We start from the raw sequence: 19,593 nt of genomic DNA, 5'->3' as shown, positions 1-19,593 counted from the left end.
CAGGAACCGCGTTGCCCCCCTTGCGTTAGGGGTGCGACGGCGCGCCGTCAATGTGCGCGTCCTAACAGGAAGGTTTCCCGTGAGCAAAGCCCCCAACAAGGTCTCGCCCGATCTCGATACCCCCACCGATCTGCAGCCCCAGGCGGTCAACAAGGTCTCCGAGGCGCTCAACGTGCTTCTGGCCGACGCGTTCGCGCTGTACCTCAAGACCAAGAATTTCCACTGGCACATCAGCGGCCGGCATTTTCGCGACTATCACCTGCTGCTCGACGAGCAGTCCGAGCAGATATTCGCCACCACCGACCAGCTCGCCGAGCGCGTCCGCAAGATCGGCGGCACCACGCTGAAGTCCATCGGCCAGGTCGCCAAGCTCCAGACCATCAAGGACAACAACGAGGACTACGTCCCGCCGCGCGAGATGCTGCGCGAGCTGATGCAGGACAACAAGCATGTCGCTGCCAGCATGCGCAAGGCGCACGAGGTCTGCGACGACGCCGGCGACGTCGCCAGCGCCAGCATCTTGGAGGTCTTCATCGACGAGACCGAGCGACGAACGTGGTTCCTGTTCGAGGCAACACGGCAGGAAGGCGCGAACGAGGCGTAAGGGCACACTGCCGTAGGGTAGGCAAAGCGCAAGCGTGCCCACGCATTTTTCGCGATCGATAGATGTGGTGGGCACGGCGCGCGAAAGCGCGCCTTTGCCCACCCTACGGCACCGCCCGTGTCGCTACCGCCACAACCGCATCAACGCGCCGTGCTTCCCCGTCACCGGATCGGCTGGCGGCAGCGGCACCTTCGGGATCGTCTGCAACGCCTTGGCGTGGTTCTCGGGCGTTGCCCGCGTGATCTCCATCTTCGATCCCGGCGGATAAGCGCCGATCACGCAGAAATCATCGCTCGCCGTGAGGCATTGATGCCCGGTGCCAGCAGGCAAAATCGCGACGTCGCCGGCCTTGATCTCCAGCTCCTGGCCGTGATCGCCGCCGAAGCGAACGCGGGCATGGCCGCGCGCGACGCCGAGCACCTCATGCACGGTCGCGTGGTAATGCAGATAGTCGTAGACGCCGTTGCGCCACGTGCCGCCCCATCCGTTGGTTTCGAACAGGTTTTCGATGGTCTGTTCGGGCTGCTTCGGATCGAGCGTCACCGCGCCCTGGTAAATGAGGAAGGGAAGGATGTTGTTCGGCACGAGCCCGTCATCCTCGAACACGATGGCGAGCGGCTCGGCATAGTCGCGAACGACGGACATGACAGAACTCCTGCACGACGGTCACAGGAATTAACGATGAGCGCGAACGCGTGTTCCTCCGTCATTCCGGGGCGACGCGCAGCGTCGAGCCCGGAATCCATCGCGCTGCAGAGTCTGTTGCCCGATGGATTCTCAGATGCGCAATTGCGCATCATAGCTCGCGCTACGCGCGCCCCGGAATGACGAGGACGAGGAGCCGCCTTACGCGCTTTTCTTCTGCCGCATCAGATCGGCAAAGCGCTGGAACAGATAGTGTGAGTCGCGCGGACCGGGCGAGGCTTCCGGGTGGTACTGCACCGAGAACACCGGCTTGCCGTCGAGCTGGATGCCGCAGTTGGACCCATCAAACAAGGAAATGTGGGTCTGCGTCGCGCCCTTGGGCAGCGTCTTTTCGTCCACGGCAAAGCCGTGATTCATCGAGGTGATCTCGACCTTGCCGGTGGTCTCGTCCTTGACCGGATGATTGGCGCCGTGATGGCCCTGATGCATCTTCTTGGTCTTCGCGCCGACGGCAAGGCCCAGCATCTGGTGGCCGAGGCAAATGCCGAAGGTCGGCGTGCCCGACTTGATGACGTCCTGGATCACTGGCACCGCGTATTTGCCTGTGGCGGCCGGATCGCCCGGGCCGTTCGACAGGAACACGCCGTCGGGCTTCATCGCCAGAATGTCTTCGGACGAGGTCGTCGCCGGCACCACCGTCACCTTGCAGCCGACGCCGGCGAGCAGGCGCAGAATGTTGCGCTTGATGCCGTAGTCGATCGCGACCACGTTGAACTCGGGCTGGTCCTGACGGCCAAAACCCTTGTTCCACAGCCAGGGTGTCTCGTCCCAGGTGAAGCGCTGGCCTGACGTGACCATCGGCACGAGGTCCATGCCCTCGAGGCCGGGCCATTCGCGCGCTTCTTCCTTCAGGCCATGCAGGTCGAACTCGCCGTCCTTGGCGTGCGCGATCACGGCATTGGGCATGCCCTTGCTGCGGATCAGCGCGGTCAGCGCGCGGGTGTCGATGCCGGACAGGCCGATGATGCCGCGCGCCTTCAGCCAGGCGTCGAGGTGCCTGGTGGCGCGGTAGTTCGAAGGATTGGTGATCGCGGTGCGCAGGATCACGCCGCGCGCGCCCGGCGTCGCGGCCATGTTCACCGTCTCGATGTCTTCCTCGTTGGTACCGACATTGCCGATATGCGGGAAGGTGAAGGTGATGAGCTGGCCGGCATAGGAGGGATCGGTGAGGATCTCCTCATAGCCGGTCATCGCGGTGTTGAAGCAGACTTCGCCGACGGCTTGGCCTTCGGCGCCGAGACCAAAGCCTTCGAGCACCGTGCCATCGGCAAGCACGAGGAGCGCGGTCGGTTTATGGTCCGGCCAGGCGGGATCGTTGTCATGTTGTGTCATGAGCCCGCTTCATAAGCCCCCCACGCCCGCCCGTCAAAGCGGGAAACGGCGGATTCACATGCGTTTTTGCATATTTGACAGGCCTCTTCAGGGACTTAGGGCGGGTCTTGGGGTGGGGCCTGAAATTTTGCGCCGTTTTGGCCGTCAGGCGGGAAACAATGAACCCCCGGTGACAGGCCCGCACTGGCCTCTTTCCCGCGAAGGGCTTAGATCAGGGGGACAGATCAAGAGGATACGATCATGCTGCGCGACGACATCAACAATGCGGTCAAGGAGGCCATGAAGGCCAAGGACGAGCGCAAGCTCTCCACGCTGCGCATGGTCAACTCGACCATCAAGAACGCCGACATCGACGCCCGCGGCCAGGGCAAGCCGCCGCTGTCCGACGCCGACCTGCTCGCCGTGCTGCAGAAGATGATCAAGCAGCGCCAGGAGGCGGTCGAGCTCTACGAGAAGGGCGGCCGTGCCGAGCTTGCCGCACAGGAGCGCGAGGAGATCGCGGTGATCTCGGCTTACTTGCCGAAGCAGATGGCAGAGGACGACGTGAAGAAGGCGATCTCCGATGCCATCGCCGAGACCGGCGCTGCCGGCATGAAGGACATGGGCAAGGTGATCGCGGTATTGCGCGCCAAGTTCGCGGGACAGATGGATTTTGGCAAGGCGTCTGGTCTGGTGAAGGCGGCGCTGTCGGGCTAGGCCGTCACTGCGGGGCGACGCGAAGCGTCGAACCCGGAATCCATCGTGCCTCCGGCTCTGTTGCGAAATGGATTCCGGGCTCGCGCCAAGAGGCGCGCCCCGGAATGACAGCAAGAAAAATGGGGAGGCCGCCGATGACCGCCATAAAACCATTCCGCATCGCCATCAGCGACGACATCCTCGCCGATCTCAAATCACGCCTCGCCCGCACCCGCTGGCCGGAGGCGGAGCTGGTCGACGACTGGAGCCAGGGCGCGCCGCTGAAATGGATCCAGGAGATGTGCAGCTACTGGGCCAACGGTTACGACTGGCGTGCCCGTGAGGCAAAACTCAACCGCTTCGACCAGTTCACCACCGAGATCGACGGGCTCGACATCCACTTCCTGCATGTTCGTTCGAAGCAAGCGGGGGCGCTGCCGCTGATCATCACCCACGGCTGGCCCGGCTCGATCGTCGAATTCCAGAAGGTGATCGCGCCGCTCACTGATCCTGCCGGTCACGGTGGCAATCCCGCGGACGCCTTTCACGTGATCTGTCCCTCGCTGCCGGGTTTCGGCTTCTCGGCCAAGCCAACGACCACCGGCTGGGGCGTCGATCGCATCGCCGCGACCTGGGCGAAGCTGATGGACCGGCTGGGCTATGCGCGCTACGGCGCGCAAGGCGGTGACTGGGGCTCGGCAGTGACGAGCTCGCTGGGCGCGCAGGACTCGGAGCATTGTGCCGGCATCCACATCACGCTCGCCTTCAACGCCGCGCCGCGGGTCGAGGGCGAGCCGACACCGGAAGAAAAGCGCGCACTCGCCGGCCTCAAGCACTACGTCGATCTCGACTCCGGTTATTCTAAGCAGCAATCGACCCGGCCGCAGACGCTCGGCTATGGGCTGACGGATTCGCCAAGCGGGCAGGCGGCGTGGATCCTGGAAAAATTCTGGGCCTGGACCGATTGCAACGGCCACCCCGAGAACATTTTCGACAAGGACGAGCTGCTCGACAACGTCATGCTCTACTGGGCGACGGAAACGGCGACCTCGTCGGCACGGCTCTACTGGGAGAGTTTTGGCAAACGCCGCGCCACGCCGGCCGTGAAAGTGCCAACGGGTGTGGCCGTGTTCCCAAAGGAGATCATCACGCCGGTGCGGCGCTGGATGGAGCCGAACTTCACCAACATCACTCATTGGAGCGAGATGGAGCAGGGCGGGCATTTCGCCGCTTTCGAGCAGCCCGAGCTGTACGTGCGCGATGTCAGGAAATTCTTCGCGACGGTGCGGTAAGCCCCCGCTGTCATTCCGGGGCGATGCGAAGCATCGAACCCGGAATCCATCGCGCGACATTCTCTGCGGCTGGATGGATTCCGGGTTCGTCCTTCGGACGCCCCGGAATGACGCCGCGGGGCTTGTCCTGAATATTCCCGGCTCTAGACTGCGCCATAACAACAAGACACCGGGAAAACGCCAGGCCCATGCTCACCGAAGCCGCAACCTACGACGAGCTCTACCGCAACTTCCGCTGGGACATCCCGGCGCGCTTCAACATCGCGGATGCGTGCTGCGATCGCCATGCCGACGGAACCGGCCGGCTTGCGCTTGTTTATGTCGACGAAAACGGTGCCACCACGCGCACCTCGTTCGACGAAGTCGCCGAGATGTCGCGCCGTTTCGCCAATGTGCTGAAGGCGGATGGGCTTTCGCGTGGCGACCGCGTCGCGGTATTCCTGTCGCAGTCGCTGGAATTGCCGATCGCGCATATGGCGGCATTTCGCTCCGGGCTGATATCGATCCCCCTGTTCGCGCTGTTCGGCGAGGACGCGCTGGAATTCCGCCTGTCGAATTCACAAGCGAAGGCGATCGTCACCGATGAGGCTGGCTGGGAGAAGCTCACCAAGATCCGCGATCGGCTGCCTTATCTGCAGGACATCTACATCACGAGCGGTGCCGTCCACGCCGGCGCGAAACCGTTCTGGTTGGCAATCGAAACCGCGTCCGAAGATTTTACTGACGTCGACACATCCGCCGATGATCCCGCGCTGATCATCTATACCTCGGGCACCACGGGTAATCCCAAGGGCGCGCTACACGCGCATCGCGTCGTGCTCGGCCATCTTCCCAATGTCGAGATGTGTCATAACTTTCTGCCGCGCCCTGGCGATCTGATGTGGACGCCGGCGGACTGGGCCTGGATCGGTGGTCTCATCAACGGCCTGCTCTCGTTCTGGTATCACGGCATTCCGCTGGTTGGACATCGCGCGCGAAAATTCGAGCCGCAGGCGGCGATGCAGATGATGGCCGATCTCGGCGTCCGCAACGTCTTCCTGCCGCCGACCGCGCTGAAGCTGATGCGACAGGCGGGTGTGAAACACGCGAGCGTCAAGCTGCGCAGCATCTTTACCGGCGGTGAATCGCTCGGCGGCGAACTGCTCGGCTGGGTGCGGGACACCTTCGGCATCGATGCGCACGAAGTGTTCGGCCAGACCGAGTGCAATCTGGTGATCGGCAGCAACTCCAATCTGTTTCCGATCCGGCCCGGCTCGATGGGCAAGGCGACGCCAGGGTTCGACGTCCGCATCGTCAACGACAAGGGCGAGGAGCAGCCACGCGGCCAGCGCGGCATCATCGGCGTGCGCCAGCCATGTCCCGTCACCATGCTCGAATACTGGCGCAACCCGGACGCGACAGCGAAGAAATATGCCGGCGAATTTCTGTTGACCGGCGATCTCGGCGTGCAGGATGAAGACGGCTATTTCTGGTATGTCAGCCGCGAGGACGATGTCATCACCACGGCCGGCTATCGCGTCGGACCGTCCGAGATCGAGCATACGCTGATGAAGCATCCGTCGGTGGCGATGGCCGCCGTGGTCGGCATTCCAGATCCGATCCGCACCGAATCGATCAAGGCCTGGATCGTGCTGCGCCCGGGGTTCGCGGCGGGTGATGCGCTCGCACGCGAAATCCAGCAGTTCGTCAAGGTGCAGCTCGCCGCCCACGAATATCCGCGCTACGTGGAGTTCGCCGAGACCTTGCCGATGACGGCGACAGGAAAGGTGCTGCGGCGCGAATTGCGGGCGAGAGGTTAGAGCGTATTTTAGCGCGGCGGCGCCGACAGTGTAGACCGCAGCATCGCGGCAAGATCCTGCCGCTTGAACGGCTTGGTCAGAATGCGGGCGTCGACGCCGTCGGGCATCTTGACCGGATTCTGGCTGTAGCCGGAGGTGAACAGCACCTTGAGACCGGGCCGCAGCGCCGTCGCCTGCCGCGCAAGCTCCGGCCCGAACATGCCGCCGGGCATCACGACGTCGGTGAACAGCAGATGGACGTCGCCGGGCTTTTGCAGCACTTCCAGCGCCGCGGGCCCGTTCGACGTCGTGATGACGCGGTAGCCGAGCGTTCGCAGCTCATTCTCGACATAGGCGCGCACCATGTCGTCATCCTCGACGACGAGAATAGTTTCGCGTCCGTCGGGGACCGCGATCGGTTCTGCCGGAGCCGAGGCTTCGTCCTGTGCTGCAACGATGCGCGGGAAGAATAGCCTGACGACGCTGCCTTGCTTCGGTTCGGATTGTAGCTGCACCAGACCTCCTGACTGTTGCGCAAATCCGTAGACCATGCTGAGGCCGAGGCCTGTGCCCTTGCCGACCTCCTTGGTGGTGAAGAACGGCTCGAACGCGCGGCTCACGACGTCATCGGCCATGCCGCAGCCGGTATCGGTCACAGCCACCATGACGTAGTCGCCCGGCCGCGGCTCGCCGTTGACGTCGAGATCGGATGGACCGAGCGAAATGTTGCGCACCTCGACCGTCAGTTTGCCGCCCTCAGGCATCGCGTCGCGCGCGTTGAGCACGAGGTTGAGCAGGGCGGTTGCGAGCTGGCCGGCATCGACGCTGGCCCGCCACAGATCTGCTCCAAAGGCAAAGCCGCATTCGATGTGCTCGCCGAGTGATCGCCGCAACAACTGCTCCATGCCGACGACCTGCTCGGCGATGTCGATCTCGCGCGGCCGCAACGGTTGTTTGCGCGCGAAGGCAAGCAGGCTGCGCGTCAGGTCGGAGCCGCGCTCGGCCGCGGTCGCGATATCGCCGGCGATCCGCTGCAATTCCTTGTTGTCCGCCAGCCGGTCGGCGAGATGCTCGGAGTTGCCCAGGATGACGGTCAGGAGATTGTTGAAGTCGTGCGCCACGCCGCCGGTGAGCTGGCCCATCGCCTCCATCTTCTGGGACTGGCTGAGCTTGTGGCTGAGATCGGCGATGGCGGCGCGCTGCTGCTCGAGCGACTCGGCGGTGCCGTTGAGCAGCATCATCAATCCGCCAAGCTCCCCGCGCGGATGCGGCGGCGGAATCCGTGCGCTGAGATCGCCGAGCCCGAGTCGCTTGGCCATCGCCGCGAGGCGGCCGACCTGGCGCCCGACGCTGACGGTCGCCAGGATCCAGACACCGGCGAGCAGCAGCAGCGAGGCCACAGTGAGGATCGCCAAATCCTCGTAGAGCCGGCGGTTGGCGGCGGCGACCAGCCCGTCCTTGGAGCGCCCGACCAGGATATAGAGGCCGGCCTTGCGGATCGACGGCGACCGGGCGACGGCCCAGACCTGCGCGCGGCCGTCACGATCGGTGAGTTCGCGAGAAGGTTCACCGTCGGGCGCTGCCGCAAAGCGGAACAAATCAGAGCCAGCGATCGACGCGCCGATCGGATCGCTCCAGCCGCCGCGCGTGGGGGCCACCAGCACCGTACCCTTGCTGTCGAGGAACAGGATCTCCTTTTCGGCGAGCAAGCGCCTGTCGTGAAACTCCGCGAACTTGTTCAGGTTGAACGAGGCAAGCAGGATGAATTTCAGCGCGCCGGCGTCCGAGCGCACCGGATAGGCAATCTGGAGGACCGATAGTCCGGTCAGGCGGCCGAACACCGGCTCCACCGCGACGGCTCCTTGCGAGACCTTGGCCTGCTTGAAATAGGCACGGTCATTTAGATCGAGCCTGCGGTTGGTCCGGAGCGAGTCGCAGAACAGGCTGCCGTCCGGATTGATGGTCAGGATTCCCGTGAACTGCGGATATTCTTCGCGCACATCGGACAGGAAGGCAGAGCATGCCGCCTTGTCGCTGGTGTCGAGGTCGCGGGCGCGAGCAAGGCCATAGTGAAGCTGAGCCGTGCCCTGGATCTTCTCGCCGAGATCACTCGCGATGTCATCGGCCGAGGCAACGAGATTGGCCAGCGCAGCGTTGATCTCGCTGGAGCGGTTCTGCACGAAGCGCAAGCCGACGAGGCTCGCCGGTACCAGCATGGCCGCGATGACGAGGATCAGTAACCGGGTACGCAGGCTCATCGATTGGCCGGTCCGCTGTTCGCGTGTATATGTTTGGAGGTACAATTTGCGGCACGATCGTCGGCCCCGTCCATAGGCATCGGCGCGAAATTTGCCCGGAAGGCTAAAGATTTTGTCACGCGTGCATCGCGGCGACGCTACAATCGCCCCGCCATCCGGCGTCAAGTTGCGCCCGGGCGCAGTGGCGCTAATATCGCGGCCTGCGCGCGACAAAAGATCGCGCCGATGCGCGGAGGAAGCTGATGTCCATCTCGGGCAAGGTCGATCCGGTGGTGCGTCCCGTTGTGGCGACCGATATCGCCGAGGCGCTGGCGGAGGGCCTGCGCGATTTCCAGGCGCTGCCGCTTTACGGGCTCTGCTTCGGCGCGCTCTACGCCGCCGGCGGCATCACCATCATGCTCTGCCTCACCGCCTTCGGCATGGTCTATCTCATCTATCCCTTGGCCGCCGGTTTCGCGCTGATCGGGCCGTTCGTGGCCATCGGCCTCTACGAGGTGAGCCGCCGCCGCGAGCGCGGCCAGCCGGTCTCTTTCGGTGCGATCTGGTCGGCGATACGCTCGCGCAGCGAAATCGGCTGGATGGCCTTCGTCACGCTGTTCGTGTTCGTGATCTGGATGTACCAGGTGCGGCTGTTGATCGCATTGTTGCTGGGCCTGCACGCCTCGTTCTCGAGCTTGCAGGAATTCATGACGGTGGTGCTGACCACCAATGAGGGTTTGCTGTTCCTCGCGATCGGCAATGCGGTCGGCGCGGCGTTGTCGTTGATTCTGTTTTCACTGACCGTGGTGTCGTTTCCGCTGCTGCTCGATCGCGAGGTCGATTTCGTCACCGCCATGGTGACGAGCGTGCGTGCGGTGGTGACCAGTCCGCTGCCGATGGTCGGCTGGGCCGCTGTCATCGTGATGCTGCTGATCGTGTCGGCGCTGCCGTATTTCCTCGGCCTGGTGGTAACGCTGCCGGTGCTCGGGCATGCGACATGGCATCTTTACCGGCGCCTGGTGGTGCCAGTGCCAGGCTAGCCGTCATTCCGGGGCGCCCGCAGGGCGAACCCGGAATCCATTGTTCCACCAACTCTGCTGCGCGATGGATTCTCAGCTGCGCAATTGCGCACCATAGCTCGCGCTCCGCGCGCCCCGGAATGACTAGGTCAGGCCGACGGCGTCTTGATCCCCATCGCCTTCAGCGCATCCAGCATCCGCTGTGGCGGGCCGAGATTGACCACGAGTGGCTTGCCGGTCTCGAGCAAGCTCTTGAGGCTGGACAGGATCGCGGGCCAGCCGGAGCGTCCGCCTGACAGGATGTCGTCGCTGAGCGGACGATCGTGGCCTTCGCTCATGGTCAGCCGGACAGCGTCGCCGACCTGCTCGATGTCGTAAGTGACGAGGGTCGGCCCCAGCTTCTCGATCAGCTCGGGCCAGTTGACGTTGAAGGTCACCGCAAGCTTGCGCGGCGGATCGTAGGCGAGCACCTCGCCGCTGATATGCAGGGCGCCGTCGGGCGTCCGCAGGATGAAGGCGCCGCCGAGCCGCGGCTCGACCTCCACGGTATTGCCGAAGAAATATTGCCTGCTGAACTCGGCTGAGGTCAGCGCCTCCCACACCTTCTCCGGCGTGGAGGCGATGTAGATCGAGTAGACCGTCAGGGGTTGGAACTGGTCGAGGCTCATTTCGCATCAAATCCCTTGTTGAGGGCTGCACGCGGGATAGAGGTGACATAGACGAATTGCGGCTTACTCATCACGCTTCTCCAGCTGGCGTTTCAACTCGCTGAGTGCGGCGAGCTTGCCGCGCTCGAATTTCCTGATCCAACGGTCGCCGATCTGGTGGATCGGCATCGGGTTGAGATAGTGCAGCTTCTCGCGGCCATGCTTGATGGTCGTAACCAGATTGGCCTCTTCCAGGATGACCAGGTGCTTCGTCACCGCCTGGCGCGTCATCGCCAAGCCCTCGCAAAGCTCGTTCAGCGATTGGCCGTTCCTGGCGTGGAGCCGGTCCAGCAGCGACCGTCGCGACGCATCGGCGAGCGCCTTGAAGACCTCATCCATGGCGGCGATAATAGGCAACTAAATGGTTGCATGTCAAGAGCGACGTCATTCCGGGACGTATTAGCGTCGAACTACGATGCGCGCTTGCGCACCTCAATCTCGAGATTCCGGATAACCGCAGCGCGGTTTCCGGAATGACCTGCAAGCGATCGTGTCTTTGGCGCGTGTGAGCGGCCGTGCTAGCGTTGAAGCTCAGCCAACGCAGATTGGTTCCTGGGAGGACTTTGATGTTCCGTTGCGTCCTGACTGCTGCCGCCCTCGTCCTTTTCGCCGGCAGCGCTTCTGTTCACGCCCAGAAGCAGACCATCGGTGCGCCGCCCGAGGCATCGAACATGAAGCTGGTCGGCAGCAACGATCTTCAGGCCCGTAGCGCCTATCAGCCGACCATCCATCATCAGGGTGACCGCTGGATCGCCTATATCGGGCACCACGGCGGCACCGACGACGTGCCGGCTCCGGTCAATCCGATGACCGGCAATGCCGAGCCGAACGGGACCTCGATCGTCGACGTCACCGATCCCGCGCATCCCAAATATCTCAGGCACCTGCCGGGACAGGCGGGCAAATATGAATCCGGCGGCGCGCAGATGGTGCGCGTGTGCGACGGCAAGACCTTGCCGAAGGGCGATCCCAACGCGGTCTACATGCTGCGCACCTTCGGCGGCCAGGCACACGAGATCTGGAACGTCGCTGACCCCGCCAATCCCGTGATGATCACGCGCCTTGGCGGCTTGAAGGACACGCACAAGAGCTGGTGGGAATGCGACACCGGCATTGCCTATCTCGTCTCGGGCGCGCCGGACTGGCGCACGCGGCGCATGACGCAGGTCTACGATCTCTCCGATCCCGCTCATCCGCAGAAGATCCGCGATTTCGGCCTGCCCGGCCAGGAGCCCGGCTCGACCGGCGCGGTGCCGACCGAATTGCACGGACCGATCTCGACCGGGCCCGACGGCAACCGCGTCTATTTCGGTTACGGCACCAACAAGGGCGGCATCCTGCAGATCGTCGATCGCGAGAAGCTGCTGACGGGGCCGAAGGAGCCGACGCCGGACAATCTGCGCTTTCCGGAAATCTCGCGGCTGCCGATGTCCGCCTTCAACGGCGCGCACACCACGTTCCCGATGCTCGACATGCCCGTGGCGGAATTTGCCGAGGACAAGGACGGCAAGACCCGCGACATCGTCATGATCGTGGATGAGGCGATTCTCAACGAATGCGGCGAGGCGAGGCAGATGGTGTGGTTCGCCGACGTCACCACCGAGACGCGGCCGATGATGATCTCGAGCTACACCGTGCCGGAGGCGAGCGGAAAGTTCTGCCAGCGCGGTGGCCGCTTCGGCTCGCATTCCTCGAACGAGAGCATGGCGCCGGTCTATTACAAGAAGATGGCCTTCATCGCCTTCTTCAATGCCGGCGTTCGCGCGCTCGACGTCCGCGATCCCTATCATCCAAGGGAAGTCGGCTATTTCATCCCGGCGATCACGGGCGCGACCGACAAGCGCTGCATTCCTGTGGAGGGCGGCGAGCGCTGCAAGGTCGCGATCCAGACCAACAATGTCGAAACCGACGACCGCGGCTACATCTACATCGTCGATCGCGCCAACACCGGCCTGCACATCCTCGAATTGACTGGCCCTGCGCGCGCCGTTGCCGGCCTGCCGAAGAATTGACGATACGGCGTGGTGCTTCCACCACCTCTGCTGTCATACCCCGCGAAGGCGGGGTATCCAGTACTCCGCAGCCTCTCCGTATCTCATGAAGGTCTCGGCGTACTGGATCACCCGCCTTCGCGGGTAATGACACCCCTGATTGCAGGGCCTCTGTGTCACACAGTGATGACTTCCGTTCCTGCTCTTCTCATGCATTAATAGCTGCAAACGCCATCGCGCAGAGTCCCCCCATGATGTCCATGCAAGCCTATCTCGCCTTTATCGCCGCCTGCATTGCGCTGGCGCTGCTGCCGGGGCCGATCGTGACCCTCGTCATCGCCAACGGCCTGCGGTACGGCACACGCTCGGCGCTGACCAACATTCTGGGCGTGCAGATGGGGCTGCTGATCGTGATCGGCATCCTTGCGGTCGGCCTCACCACCTTGATGGCGACGATGGGCTATTGGTTCAACTGGGTGCGCTTTGCGGGCGCGGCCTATCTGGTTTGGCTCGGCATCAAGCTGATCCGCTCGCCAGTCGAGGGCGTCAACGCCGACGCGCCGCCGCCTCCGCCGCGTGGCGGCTTCCTCTTGCAGGGCTTCGTCGTCGCCTTGTCGAACCCGAAGCTGCTGGTATTTTTCGGTGCGTTCATTCCGCAGTTCATGGACATGAGCAAGGATCATTTGTCGCAGGTCCTGGTGCTCGGCATCACCTTCATGGTGCTGGCCGGCTTGACCGACGGCATCTACGCGCTGCTTGCCGGCCAGGTCCGCGGCTTCTTCTCGGCGCGCCGCACCCGCCTGGCGTCGCGCGTCTCCGGCGGCTTCATGATCGGCGGCGGCATCTGGCTGGCGCTGATACGGGCCAAATGAGGATGCTAGCCGACCAGCAGCGCCGGTCTCAGCTCCGCCTCGATCTCCGCAAAGATCCTTGCCAGCCGCTCCGCCCATTGCCGCTGGCCGGATTGATCCGCGATCAGATCCTGGCGGATCTCGATGCCGGTGTTGACGAGACCGCGCGCCTCGCCATGAACGGGAATGGTGTAGTCGCTGAGATCGCTCACCGCATAGGGCTCGTTGTCGCCGACGACGAGATCGCCCTCGCTGCGTAAGTGTTTCAGCAGCAGCTGCGGCAGCACCTTGTCGTGATTGTACAGCGCGCCGATGTGCCAGGGCCGGGCGACGCCGGCATAGACGGGCGTGAAGCTGTGCAGCGACACCAGCACCGTCGGCCGCTTGTCGCGGCTCCGGCCGTCGATCACCGCATCGATGCGATCATGATAGGGCTGAAAAATCTCGCGTCGCCGTGCCGCGCGCTCACCGTCCGAGATGCCTTCGTTGCGCGGGATCGCGGTCGCCTCCGATATCACGGGGATCGAGCTCGCGACAGCGGGTGGACGGTTGCAGTCGATCACCAGCCGCGAATAGCGCTGTGCGATCAGATGCGCGTTAAGCATGTTTGCCAGCCGCTCGGAGACGCCGGCGATGCCGATGTCCCAGGCGATGTGCCTCGTTAGCTCGTCTTCCGATACACCGAGATCGCCGAGCGCGCGCGGCAGAATGCGGCCGTAATGGTCCGATGTGAGCAAAAAGGGTGATGTGCCCTCTGCATTCACCTCATGCACTGGCGGAATATCGCCGTCGCCCAGCAGTTGATCCGTCGCCTCGGCTGTGTTGAAAGCCATTCCTGATTGCCTGTGGAAAAAGCAGTCGCCCCGGACATTGGGCAAACATTAACAAATGGGCCTGCCCAACATCACCATGATCTCCCGACGATGCCGCTGCTGACGATTCATCACAAGACCGAATATCGCTACTATCGTCCCGTGGCCTTCGGCGAGCACAGATTCATGCTGCGTCCGAGCGACGGCCATGATCTGCGCGTGCTCGATTCCAGGCTCGATATCTCGCCGAACCCGATGTCGCTGCGCTGGATTCACGATGTGTTCGGCAATTCGGTCGCGATCGCCGATTTCGACGCGCGCGCGGACAGGCTGGTGTTCGACTGGCACGTCACCGTCGAGCACAATCCGGTGGACGAGTTCGCGCTGACGCCCGACGATCCCGCTTATTTCTATCCCTTCGCCTATGACGATGCGGAATTGCCCGATCTCGTCCAGTACATCACGGCGCAATATCCCGATCCCGAGGGCAGGATCGCGTCATGGGCGCGCGGCTTTCTCGACGAGACTGCGCCGTCGCCAACCTTCGACATCCTCAGCCGCATCACCCACGCCATCCGCAACCAGTTCACATACCAAAGGCGTCACGCGCCGGGCACGCAGAGCCCGTGCGAGACTTTGCTGCGGGGCACCGGCACCTGCCGCGACTACGCGCTGTTCATGATCGAGGCGCTGCGCCGGCTCGGCATCGCCGCGCGCTTCGTCTCCGGCTACGTCTTCGTGCCCGAGGATATCGCGCAGCACCATTTCGGCGGCGGCTCGACCCATGCCTGGGTGCAGGTATACTTGCCGAGCGCGGGCTGGATCGAGTTCGATCCGACCAACGGCATCGTCGGCACCCGCGACCTCATCCGCGTCGCCGTCGCCCGTGACCCGCGCCAGGCCATCCCGCTGCACGGCATCTATATCGGCACCCAGGATGCGTTCGACGTCATGGATGTCAGCGTCAAGGTGGTCGCGGCCGAGGCGCGCGGCGAGGCGCTGGAAGCCGAGGTTGTGTAGGCTTTCGCCAGGACGACGTAGCGGCCCTGTCACTCGCCGTGATTGCCAGCTATAGACACCCCCATGACCTCCGACCGTCTTTTCGTCTACGGCACCCTGATGCGCGGCTTCGACCATCCGATGGCGCGGCTGCTCTCGCAGCATGCGGATTTCCTCGGTGAAGCCACCTGCCGCGGCCGGCTCGTGCTGGTGAAGCATTATCCGGGATTGCTGCTGTCTGAGGTGTCATCGGATGTCGTGCATGGCGAGCTGTTCGCCTTGCGCGCCGGCGAGGAGCTGTTGCGCGAACTCGACATGTACGAGGCCTGCGGCGAAGGCTTTCCGGAGCCGACCGAATATCTGCGCCAGCTGATCGAGGTATCAGGCGCGGATGGCGTCTCGGAGAAGGCCTGGACTTACGTCTACAACTGGCCGGTGACGGACCTGCCGCACATAGCGTCCGGCCGCTTTCTTGACCACTGAGCCTGATCCGGAAAAGTGCGCAGCGGTTTTCCGACAAGATCATGCTCAAACAAAAACTTAAAGCGCGATTTCATCGCGCGTTAAGCCGACAGCACTTCCTTCACCAGGCGCACATCGACCTCGCGCTCGACATAGCTCCATTCCTCGGTGTGCCTGAGCATGCCGACCAGCTCCTCGAACAGCGAGGCATGCGCGGGCGCGAATTCGAACCAGGTCAGGAAATCGAAGGGCTCGCCGAGGTCGCGGCAGTGATACAGCTGGCGCGCGATTGCGGGCAGGAAACGCATGCTGCTGGCGATATGGTGCGACTTGTCTTCAAAGATCTTGCGCCGCTCCTCTTGCGTCAGCTCCCACCAAGCGGCCGATTTGCGGATCGGGATCAGCGCCGCGCTCGTCGCTTCCAGCCGGCCGAGGCCGGCCTGCACGGCGACGAGTTGCTGCTTCTCTGCCCGCTCGGTGTAGCGCAGGCTGCTCGGCACGCCGACCAGGCGCCAGGCATTCCGCGAGGGCACCAGCGGCAGCGCGACGGCATCGCCGTCGGTCACCGACAGCGCCGGCATGAAGGGCAGGGGCTCGCCCGTCACGGGCGACATCGAAGTCACGCGCCAGCCCCCGCTCTGGCCACCCCGAAAGGTCCTGAACATGGCCTATGGAAGCGTGGAACCGGGCGGGGTTCAAGTGGGGCTCCCAAGCCAGACCCGTCATCCTGAGGCGCTCACACTGCAAAGCAGTGTGAGCCTCGAAGGATGAATCGGCCCGTATATAGCCGCCAGCCGGGCCGTCGCCCTTCGAGGGCCGCTGAAGAAGCGGCCACCTCAGGGTGACGGATCGGGCCCTGTGCATATGTCGGATAACCCGGATAATCCCGCGTAAACCTGACTTCTGGCCGCCCCGCACCTATATCCCAGATCCTTCGCCCGACTCACCCCGGTTCGCGCTACACCATGGCCATGCGCTTCACGCCCCAATTCCTTGACGAGCTTCGTGCCCGGCTTTCGGTCTCCGAGGTCGTGGGCAAGCGCGTCAAGCTGAAGAAGGCGGGGCGGGAGTGGAAGGGGCTGTCGCCGTTCCAGCAGGAGAAGACGCCGTCCTTCTACGTCAACGACCAGAAGGGTTTTTACCACGACTTCTCCTCCGGCAAGCACGGCGACATCATCACCTTCGTGATGGAGACCGACGGTGTGCCGTTCGGCGAGGCGGTCGAGCGGCTCGCCGGCATGGCCGGGCTGCCGCTGCCGGCGGTGACGCCGGATGCGGCGCGGCACGAGGAGCGGCGCCGCACGCTGCATGACGTCATGGATCTCGCCGCAAAGTATTTTGCGGAAACGCTGGCCTCGCGCTTGGGTGCGAAGGCGCGCGGCTATCTCGCCGACCGCGCCATCTCGCCGACGACGCAATTGCAATTCCGCCTCGGCTATGCCTCGCCCGATCGCTTCGCGCTGAAGGAGCATCTCGGCAAGCTCGGCGTGTCCGTCGAGGACATGGTCGAGACCGGCCTGCTCGTTGCCGGCGACGACATTCCCGTGCCCTATGATCGCTTTCGCGATCGCGTGATGTTTCCCATCACCGATCTGCGCGGCCGCGTCATCGCCTTCGGCGGACGCGCGCTGGAGAAGGACGTTCCGGCCAAGTACCTGAACTCGCCGGAGACACCGCTCTTCCACAAGGGCGACAATCTCTACAATCACCAGACCGCGCGCAAAGCCACCCATGATGGTAGCCCGCTGATCGTGGTCGAAGGCTATGTCGACGTCATCGCCATGGTCACCGCGGGCTTTACAGGCGCGGTGGCGCCGCTCGGCACCGCGCTCACGGAAAGCCAGCTCGCCCTGCTCTGGAAGATGGCGGACGAGCCGATCCTCTGCTTCGACGGCGACCGCGCCGGACAGAAGGCGGCTTATCGTGCCGCCGATCTCGCGCTGCCATTCCTCGCACCCGGTAAGAGTCTTCGTTTCGCGCTGCTCCCCGAGGGGCAGGACCCCGACGATCTCGTGCGCACCAGTGGCCGCGGCGCGATGGAAGAGGTGATTTCGGCGGCGCGTCCGCTTGCCGACATGCTGTGGTCGCGCGAGCTCGAAGGCGGCAACTTTGCCACGCCCGAGCGCCGGGCCGCGCTGGAAGCGCGCATCAGGGAATTGTCGAACGGCATCCGCGACGAGGTTGTCAGGCGCTATTATCGCGACGAGTTCATCGAGCGGCTGCAGCGCACCTTCTCGCCGGACGGTGGCCGCGGCGGCTTTGGCAACAGGGGCGGTTTCCGCCAAGGGGGCGGCGGCCGCCCCTTCCAGCTCCGCGGCGGTCAGGCGAATCGATTCGGTGGGCAGGGCTTTGGAGGAGGCCGCCGCGGCGGCCCACCCGGGCCGGCCCCGCTGCCATCGGGCCCCTACCAGGCGGCGAGCCCGCAGCTGGCGGCGAGCCCGATCATGCGCGGCCAGCGCAGCGCCATCTCCCGGCGGGAGGCGCTGATTCTGCAGTGCCTGATCAACCACCCCTGGCTGCTGCATGACCATCTCGAGGAGGTGGCAGCCCTGGAGATCGCCCATCCCGAGGCCCACAAGCTCCGGGCCGCCATTATCAGCGCCTTCGTCAACGATCATTACCACTCCCCCGACCCCGAGGAGCAGGCCGAGAAGATGCGCGGCGACCTCGAAAAAGGTGGATTATCTCAGGTTCTTCAACGGGTTGAGGGCGCCATCACCACCGCGGCGGTGTGGGGCGCCCGCGAGGGGGCGGCACGGGACGACGTTCTCTCGACCTGGCACCAGCTCGTTGCCTTGCATCGGCAATGGCATTCACTACTTAGAGAGCTGAAAGACGCCGAGCTGGCCTTGGGGGAGGACCCCAGCGAGGCCAATTTGGCGTGGCTGCGTGACGTCAAGGCTCGGATAGGAGAGGTCGACGGTACCGAGGCCCTGATCGAGGGTTTTGGCGAGCTGTCGGGCAGGTTCCAGAAGAGCGTGTGATGAAAGATTCATGCGGACGGCCGGGTTAGGTGTCGCTAAAAGACTCGCCAAATCCAAGGTTTGGCGGCAAAAACAGGGTTAATCGAGGCTTAACGGTCTTGTAGCACTTTGGCCCCCGCGGCCGCAGGCAGAACAGACGCGTCAGGAATGAATCCGCGCAACAGCTGTTGGCACTTCACCTGCATCCGCCGCGACAAAGAGGCTCACGAAGCGTTAGGCAAATCCGGCGAGAGAAAGGTCGGGGTGGCGAGATGTGTGCGCGCCGCCCTTTCCGTGTCGAGATCTGACGAAGCGAGAGCGTCGAGCAACAGGTTCAAGTGATTTCACGCAGGCGCAGCGCACGTCTGCATGAAACGCGTTTAGGAGCAATGGATGGCCACCAAGGCAAAGACGCTGCAGGCGAAGGACAAGGAAAAAGACGACAAGGCAGCGGACGCTCCCGAGAAGGATTCCCAGGACGCGCCGTCGCCCTTGCTCGATCTGTCCGACGCGGCAGTGAAGAAGATGATCAAGCAGGCCAAGAAGCGCGGCTTCGTGACCTTCGATCAGCTCAATGAAGTGTTGCCGTCCGACCAGACCTCGCCGGAGCAGATCGAGGACATCATGTCCATGCTCTCCGACATGGGCATCAATGTCACCGAAGCCGAGGATAGCGAAGGCGAGGAAGAGAAGGACGAGGCCGACGACGAGACCGATAACGAGCTCGTCGAGGTCACCCAGAAGGCCGTCACCGAGGTCAAGAAGAGCGAACCGGGCGAGCGCACCGACGATCCCGTGCGCATGTATCTGCGCGAGATGGGCACGGTCGAGCTGCTCTCCCGCGAAGGCGAAATCGCCATTGCCAAGCGCATCGAGGCCGGCCGCGAGGCGATGATCGCGGGCCTCTGCGAAAGCCCGCTGACCTTCCAGGCCATCATCATCTGGCGCGATGAATTGAACGAAGGCAAGATCTTCCTTCGCGACATCATCGATCTCGAAGCGACCTATGCCGGCCCCGAGGCCAAGGGCGGCATGAACACCGCGATGATCGCAGGTCCCACCGGCGAGAACGGCGAGGCGCCGGCCGAAGGCGAGGCGGCGGCTAGCGTCGCCGGCGCACCCGCGCATGTCGCGCCGCCCGCGGCGCCCCCGGCACCGACCCCGTT

At 63.9% G+C, this 19,593-nt stretch carries 18 protein-coding genes; 11 read left to right on the top strand and 7 right to left on the bottom strand.

Translation table 11 applies throughout. From position 1 onward, the window contains the following. The first annotated feature begins 79 nt into the window (after positions 1 to 79). Positions 80 to 604 (top strand): Dps family protein, encoded by a 525-nt coding sequence (locus tag XH98_RS18200; RefSeq protein ID WP_271596888.1) that lies wholly within the window; start codon positions 80 to 82, stop codon positions 602 to 604. 123 nt (positions 605 to 727) lie between these two features. Here the strand turns inward: XH98_RS18200 and XH98_RS18195 are convergent, their stop codons facing one another. After that, positions 728 to 1,249 carry a cupin domain-containing protein gene (locus XH98_RS18195; protein ID WP_271596889.1) on the bottom strand — a complete coding sequence of 174 codons (522 nt, stop codon included), beginning with the start codon at positions 1,247 to 1,249 and terminating at the stop codon, positions 728 to 730. Positions 1,250 to 1,450: 201 nt separating this feature from the next. Continuing rightward, positions 1,451 to 2,641 (bottom strand): glutamine-hydrolyzing carbamoyl-phosphate synthase small subunit, encoded by a 1,191-nt coding sequence (carA, locus tag XH98_RS18190; RefSeq protein ID WP_271596890.1) that lies wholly within the window; start codon positions 2,639 to 2,641, stop codon positions 1,451 to 1,453. A 240-nt stretch (positions 2,642 to 2,881) separates the two neighbouring features. Between carA and XH98_RS18185 the strand changes: the two genes are divergently transcribed. From XH98_RS18185 to XH98_RS18175, 3 genes are all read left to right on the top strand, one after another. Next, positions 2,882 to 3,337 (top strand): GatB/YqeY domain-containing protein, encoded by a 456-nt coding sequence (locus XH98_RS18185; RefSeq protein ID WP_271619474.1) that lies wholly within the window; start codon positions 2,882 to 2,884, stop codon positions 3,335 to 3,337. 134 nt (positions 3,338 to 3,471) lie between these two features. Next, positions 3,472 to 4,608 (top strand): epoxide hydrolase family protein, encoded by a 1,137-nt coding sequence (locus XH98_RS18180; protein WP_271619473.1) that lies wholly within the window; start codon positions 3,472 to 3,474, stop codon positions 4,606 to 4,608. 188 nt (positions 4,609 to 4,796) lie between these two features. Next, positions 4,797 to 6,407, top strand: coding sequence for an acyl-CoA synthetase (locus XH98_RS18175; protein ID WP_271596893.1), 1,611 nt, complete (start codon positions 4,797 to 4,799; stop codon positions 6,405 to 6,407). Between the two features lie 8 nt (positions 6,408 to 6,415). Here XH98_RS18175 and XH98_RS18170 read toward each other — a convergent pair whose 3' ends face one another. Then, positions 6,416 to 8,644, bottom strand: a complete 2,229-nt coding sequence (locus tag XH98_RS18170; protein WP_271596894.1) for an ATP-binding protein — start codon at positions 8,642 to 8,644, stop codon at positions 6,416 to 6,418. A gap of 242 nt (positions 8,645 to 8,886) precedes the next feature. Between XH98_RS18170 and XH98_RS18165 the strand changes: the two genes are divergently transcribed. Continuing rightward, on the top strand, positions 8,887 to 9,663 hold the full coding sequence (locus XH98_RS18165) for a DUF2189 domain-containing protein (RefSeq protein WP_271596895.1): 777 nt from the start codon (positions 8,887 to 8,889) through the stop codon (positions 9,661 to 9,663). A gap of 128 nt (positions 9,664 to 9,791) precedes the next feature. On the opposite strand, the gene XH98_RS18160 is transcribed toward XH98_RS18165, so the two are convergent. Further along, positions 9,792 to 10,310, bottom strand: a complete 519-nt coding sequence (locus tag XH98_RS18160) for an SRPBCC family protein (RefSeq protein WP_271619472.1) — start codon at positions 10,308 to 10,310, stop codon at positions 9,792 to 9,794. Between the two features lie 63 nt (positions 10,311 to 10,373). Next, complete coding sequence (locus XH98_RS18155; protein WP_271619471.1) at positions 10,374 to 10,688, bottom strand: ArsR/SmtB family transcription factor; 315 nt, start codon at positions 10,686 to 10,688, stop codon at positions 10,374 to 10,376. 227 nt (positions 10,689 to 10,915) lie between these two features. Here XH98_RS18155 and XH98_RS18150 point away from each other — a divergent pair, with 227 nt between their 5' ends. After that, complete coding sequence (locus XH98_RS18150) at positions 10,916 to 12,361, top strand: LVIVD repeat-containing protein (RefSeq protein ID WP_271619470.1); 1,446 nt, start codon at positions 10,916 to 10,918, stop codon at positions 12,359 to 12,361. A 233-nt stretch (positions 12,362 to 12,594) separates the two neighbouring features. Next, positions 12,595 to 13,212, top strand: a complete 618-nt coding sequence (locus XH98_RS18145; RefSeq protein WP_271596905.1) for a LysE family translocator — start codon at positions 12,595 to 12,597, stop codon at positions 13,210 to 13,212. Positions 13,213 to 13,217: 5 nt separating this feature from the next. On the opposite strand, the gene XH98_RS18140 is transcribed toward XH98_RS18145, so the two are convergent. Continuing rightward, the gene (locus XH98_RS18140; protein ID WP_271619469.1) at positions 13,218 to 14,024 is read right to left on the bottom strand and encodes an N-formylglutamate amidohydrolase; all 807 of its coding nucleotides are present in this window, start codon (positions 14,022 to 14,024) and stop codon (positions 13,218 to 13,220) included. A 90-nt stretch (positions 14,025 to 14,114) separates the two neighbouring features. Between XH98_RS18140 and XH98_RS18135 the strand changes: the two genes are divergently transcribed. Both XH98_RS18135 and XH98_RS18130 read left to right on the top strand, forming a co-directional pair. Continuing rightward, positions 14,115 to 15,023, top strand: a complete 909-nt coding sequence (locus tag XH98_RS18135) for a transglutaminase family protein (RefSeq protein ID WP_271619468.1) — start codon at positions 14,115 to 14,117, stop codon at positions 15,021 to 15,023. 63 nt (positions 15,024 to 15,086) lie between these two features. Next, entirely contained in the window at positions 15,087 to 15,485 is a 399-nt protein-coding gene (locus XH98_RS18130) for a gamma-glutamylcyclotransferase family protein (protein ID WP_271619467.1), read from the top strand. Positions 15,486 to 15,565: 80 nt separating this feature from the next. Here the strand turns inward: XH98_RS18130 and XH98_RS18125 are convergent, their stop codons facing one another. Beyond that, a complete protein-coding gene (locus tag XH98_RS18125; protein WP_271619466.1) occupies positions 15,566 to 16,129 on the bottom strand; it encodes a chlorite dismutase family protein in 564 nt (187 codons plus the stop codon). A gap of 306 nt (positions 16,130 to 16,435) precedes the next feature. On the opposite strand from XH98_RS18125, the gene dnaG reads away from it, so the two are divergent. Then, entirely contained in the window at positions 16,436 to 18,448 is a 2,013-nt protein-coding gene (gene dnaG / locus XH98_RS18120) for a DNA primase (protein WP_271619501.1), read from the top strand. A 372-nt stretch (positions 18,449 to 18,820) separates the two neighbouring features. Beyond that, positions 18,821 to 19,593 (top strand): RNA polymerase sigma factor region1.1 domain-containing protein (locus tag XH98_RS18115; RefSeq protein WP_271619465.1); only part of this gene is annotated, 773 nt, incomplete at its 3' end.

The organism is Bradyrhizobium sp. CCBAU 51745, from assembly GCF_028128715.1.
Lineage (GTDB): Bacteria > Pseudomonadota > Alphaproteobacteria > Rhizobiales > Xanthobacteraceae > Bradyrhizobium > Bradyrhizobium manausense.
Note: the sequence above shows the minus strand (reverse complement) of the source record. Positions and strands in the feature narration are given on the sequence as shown.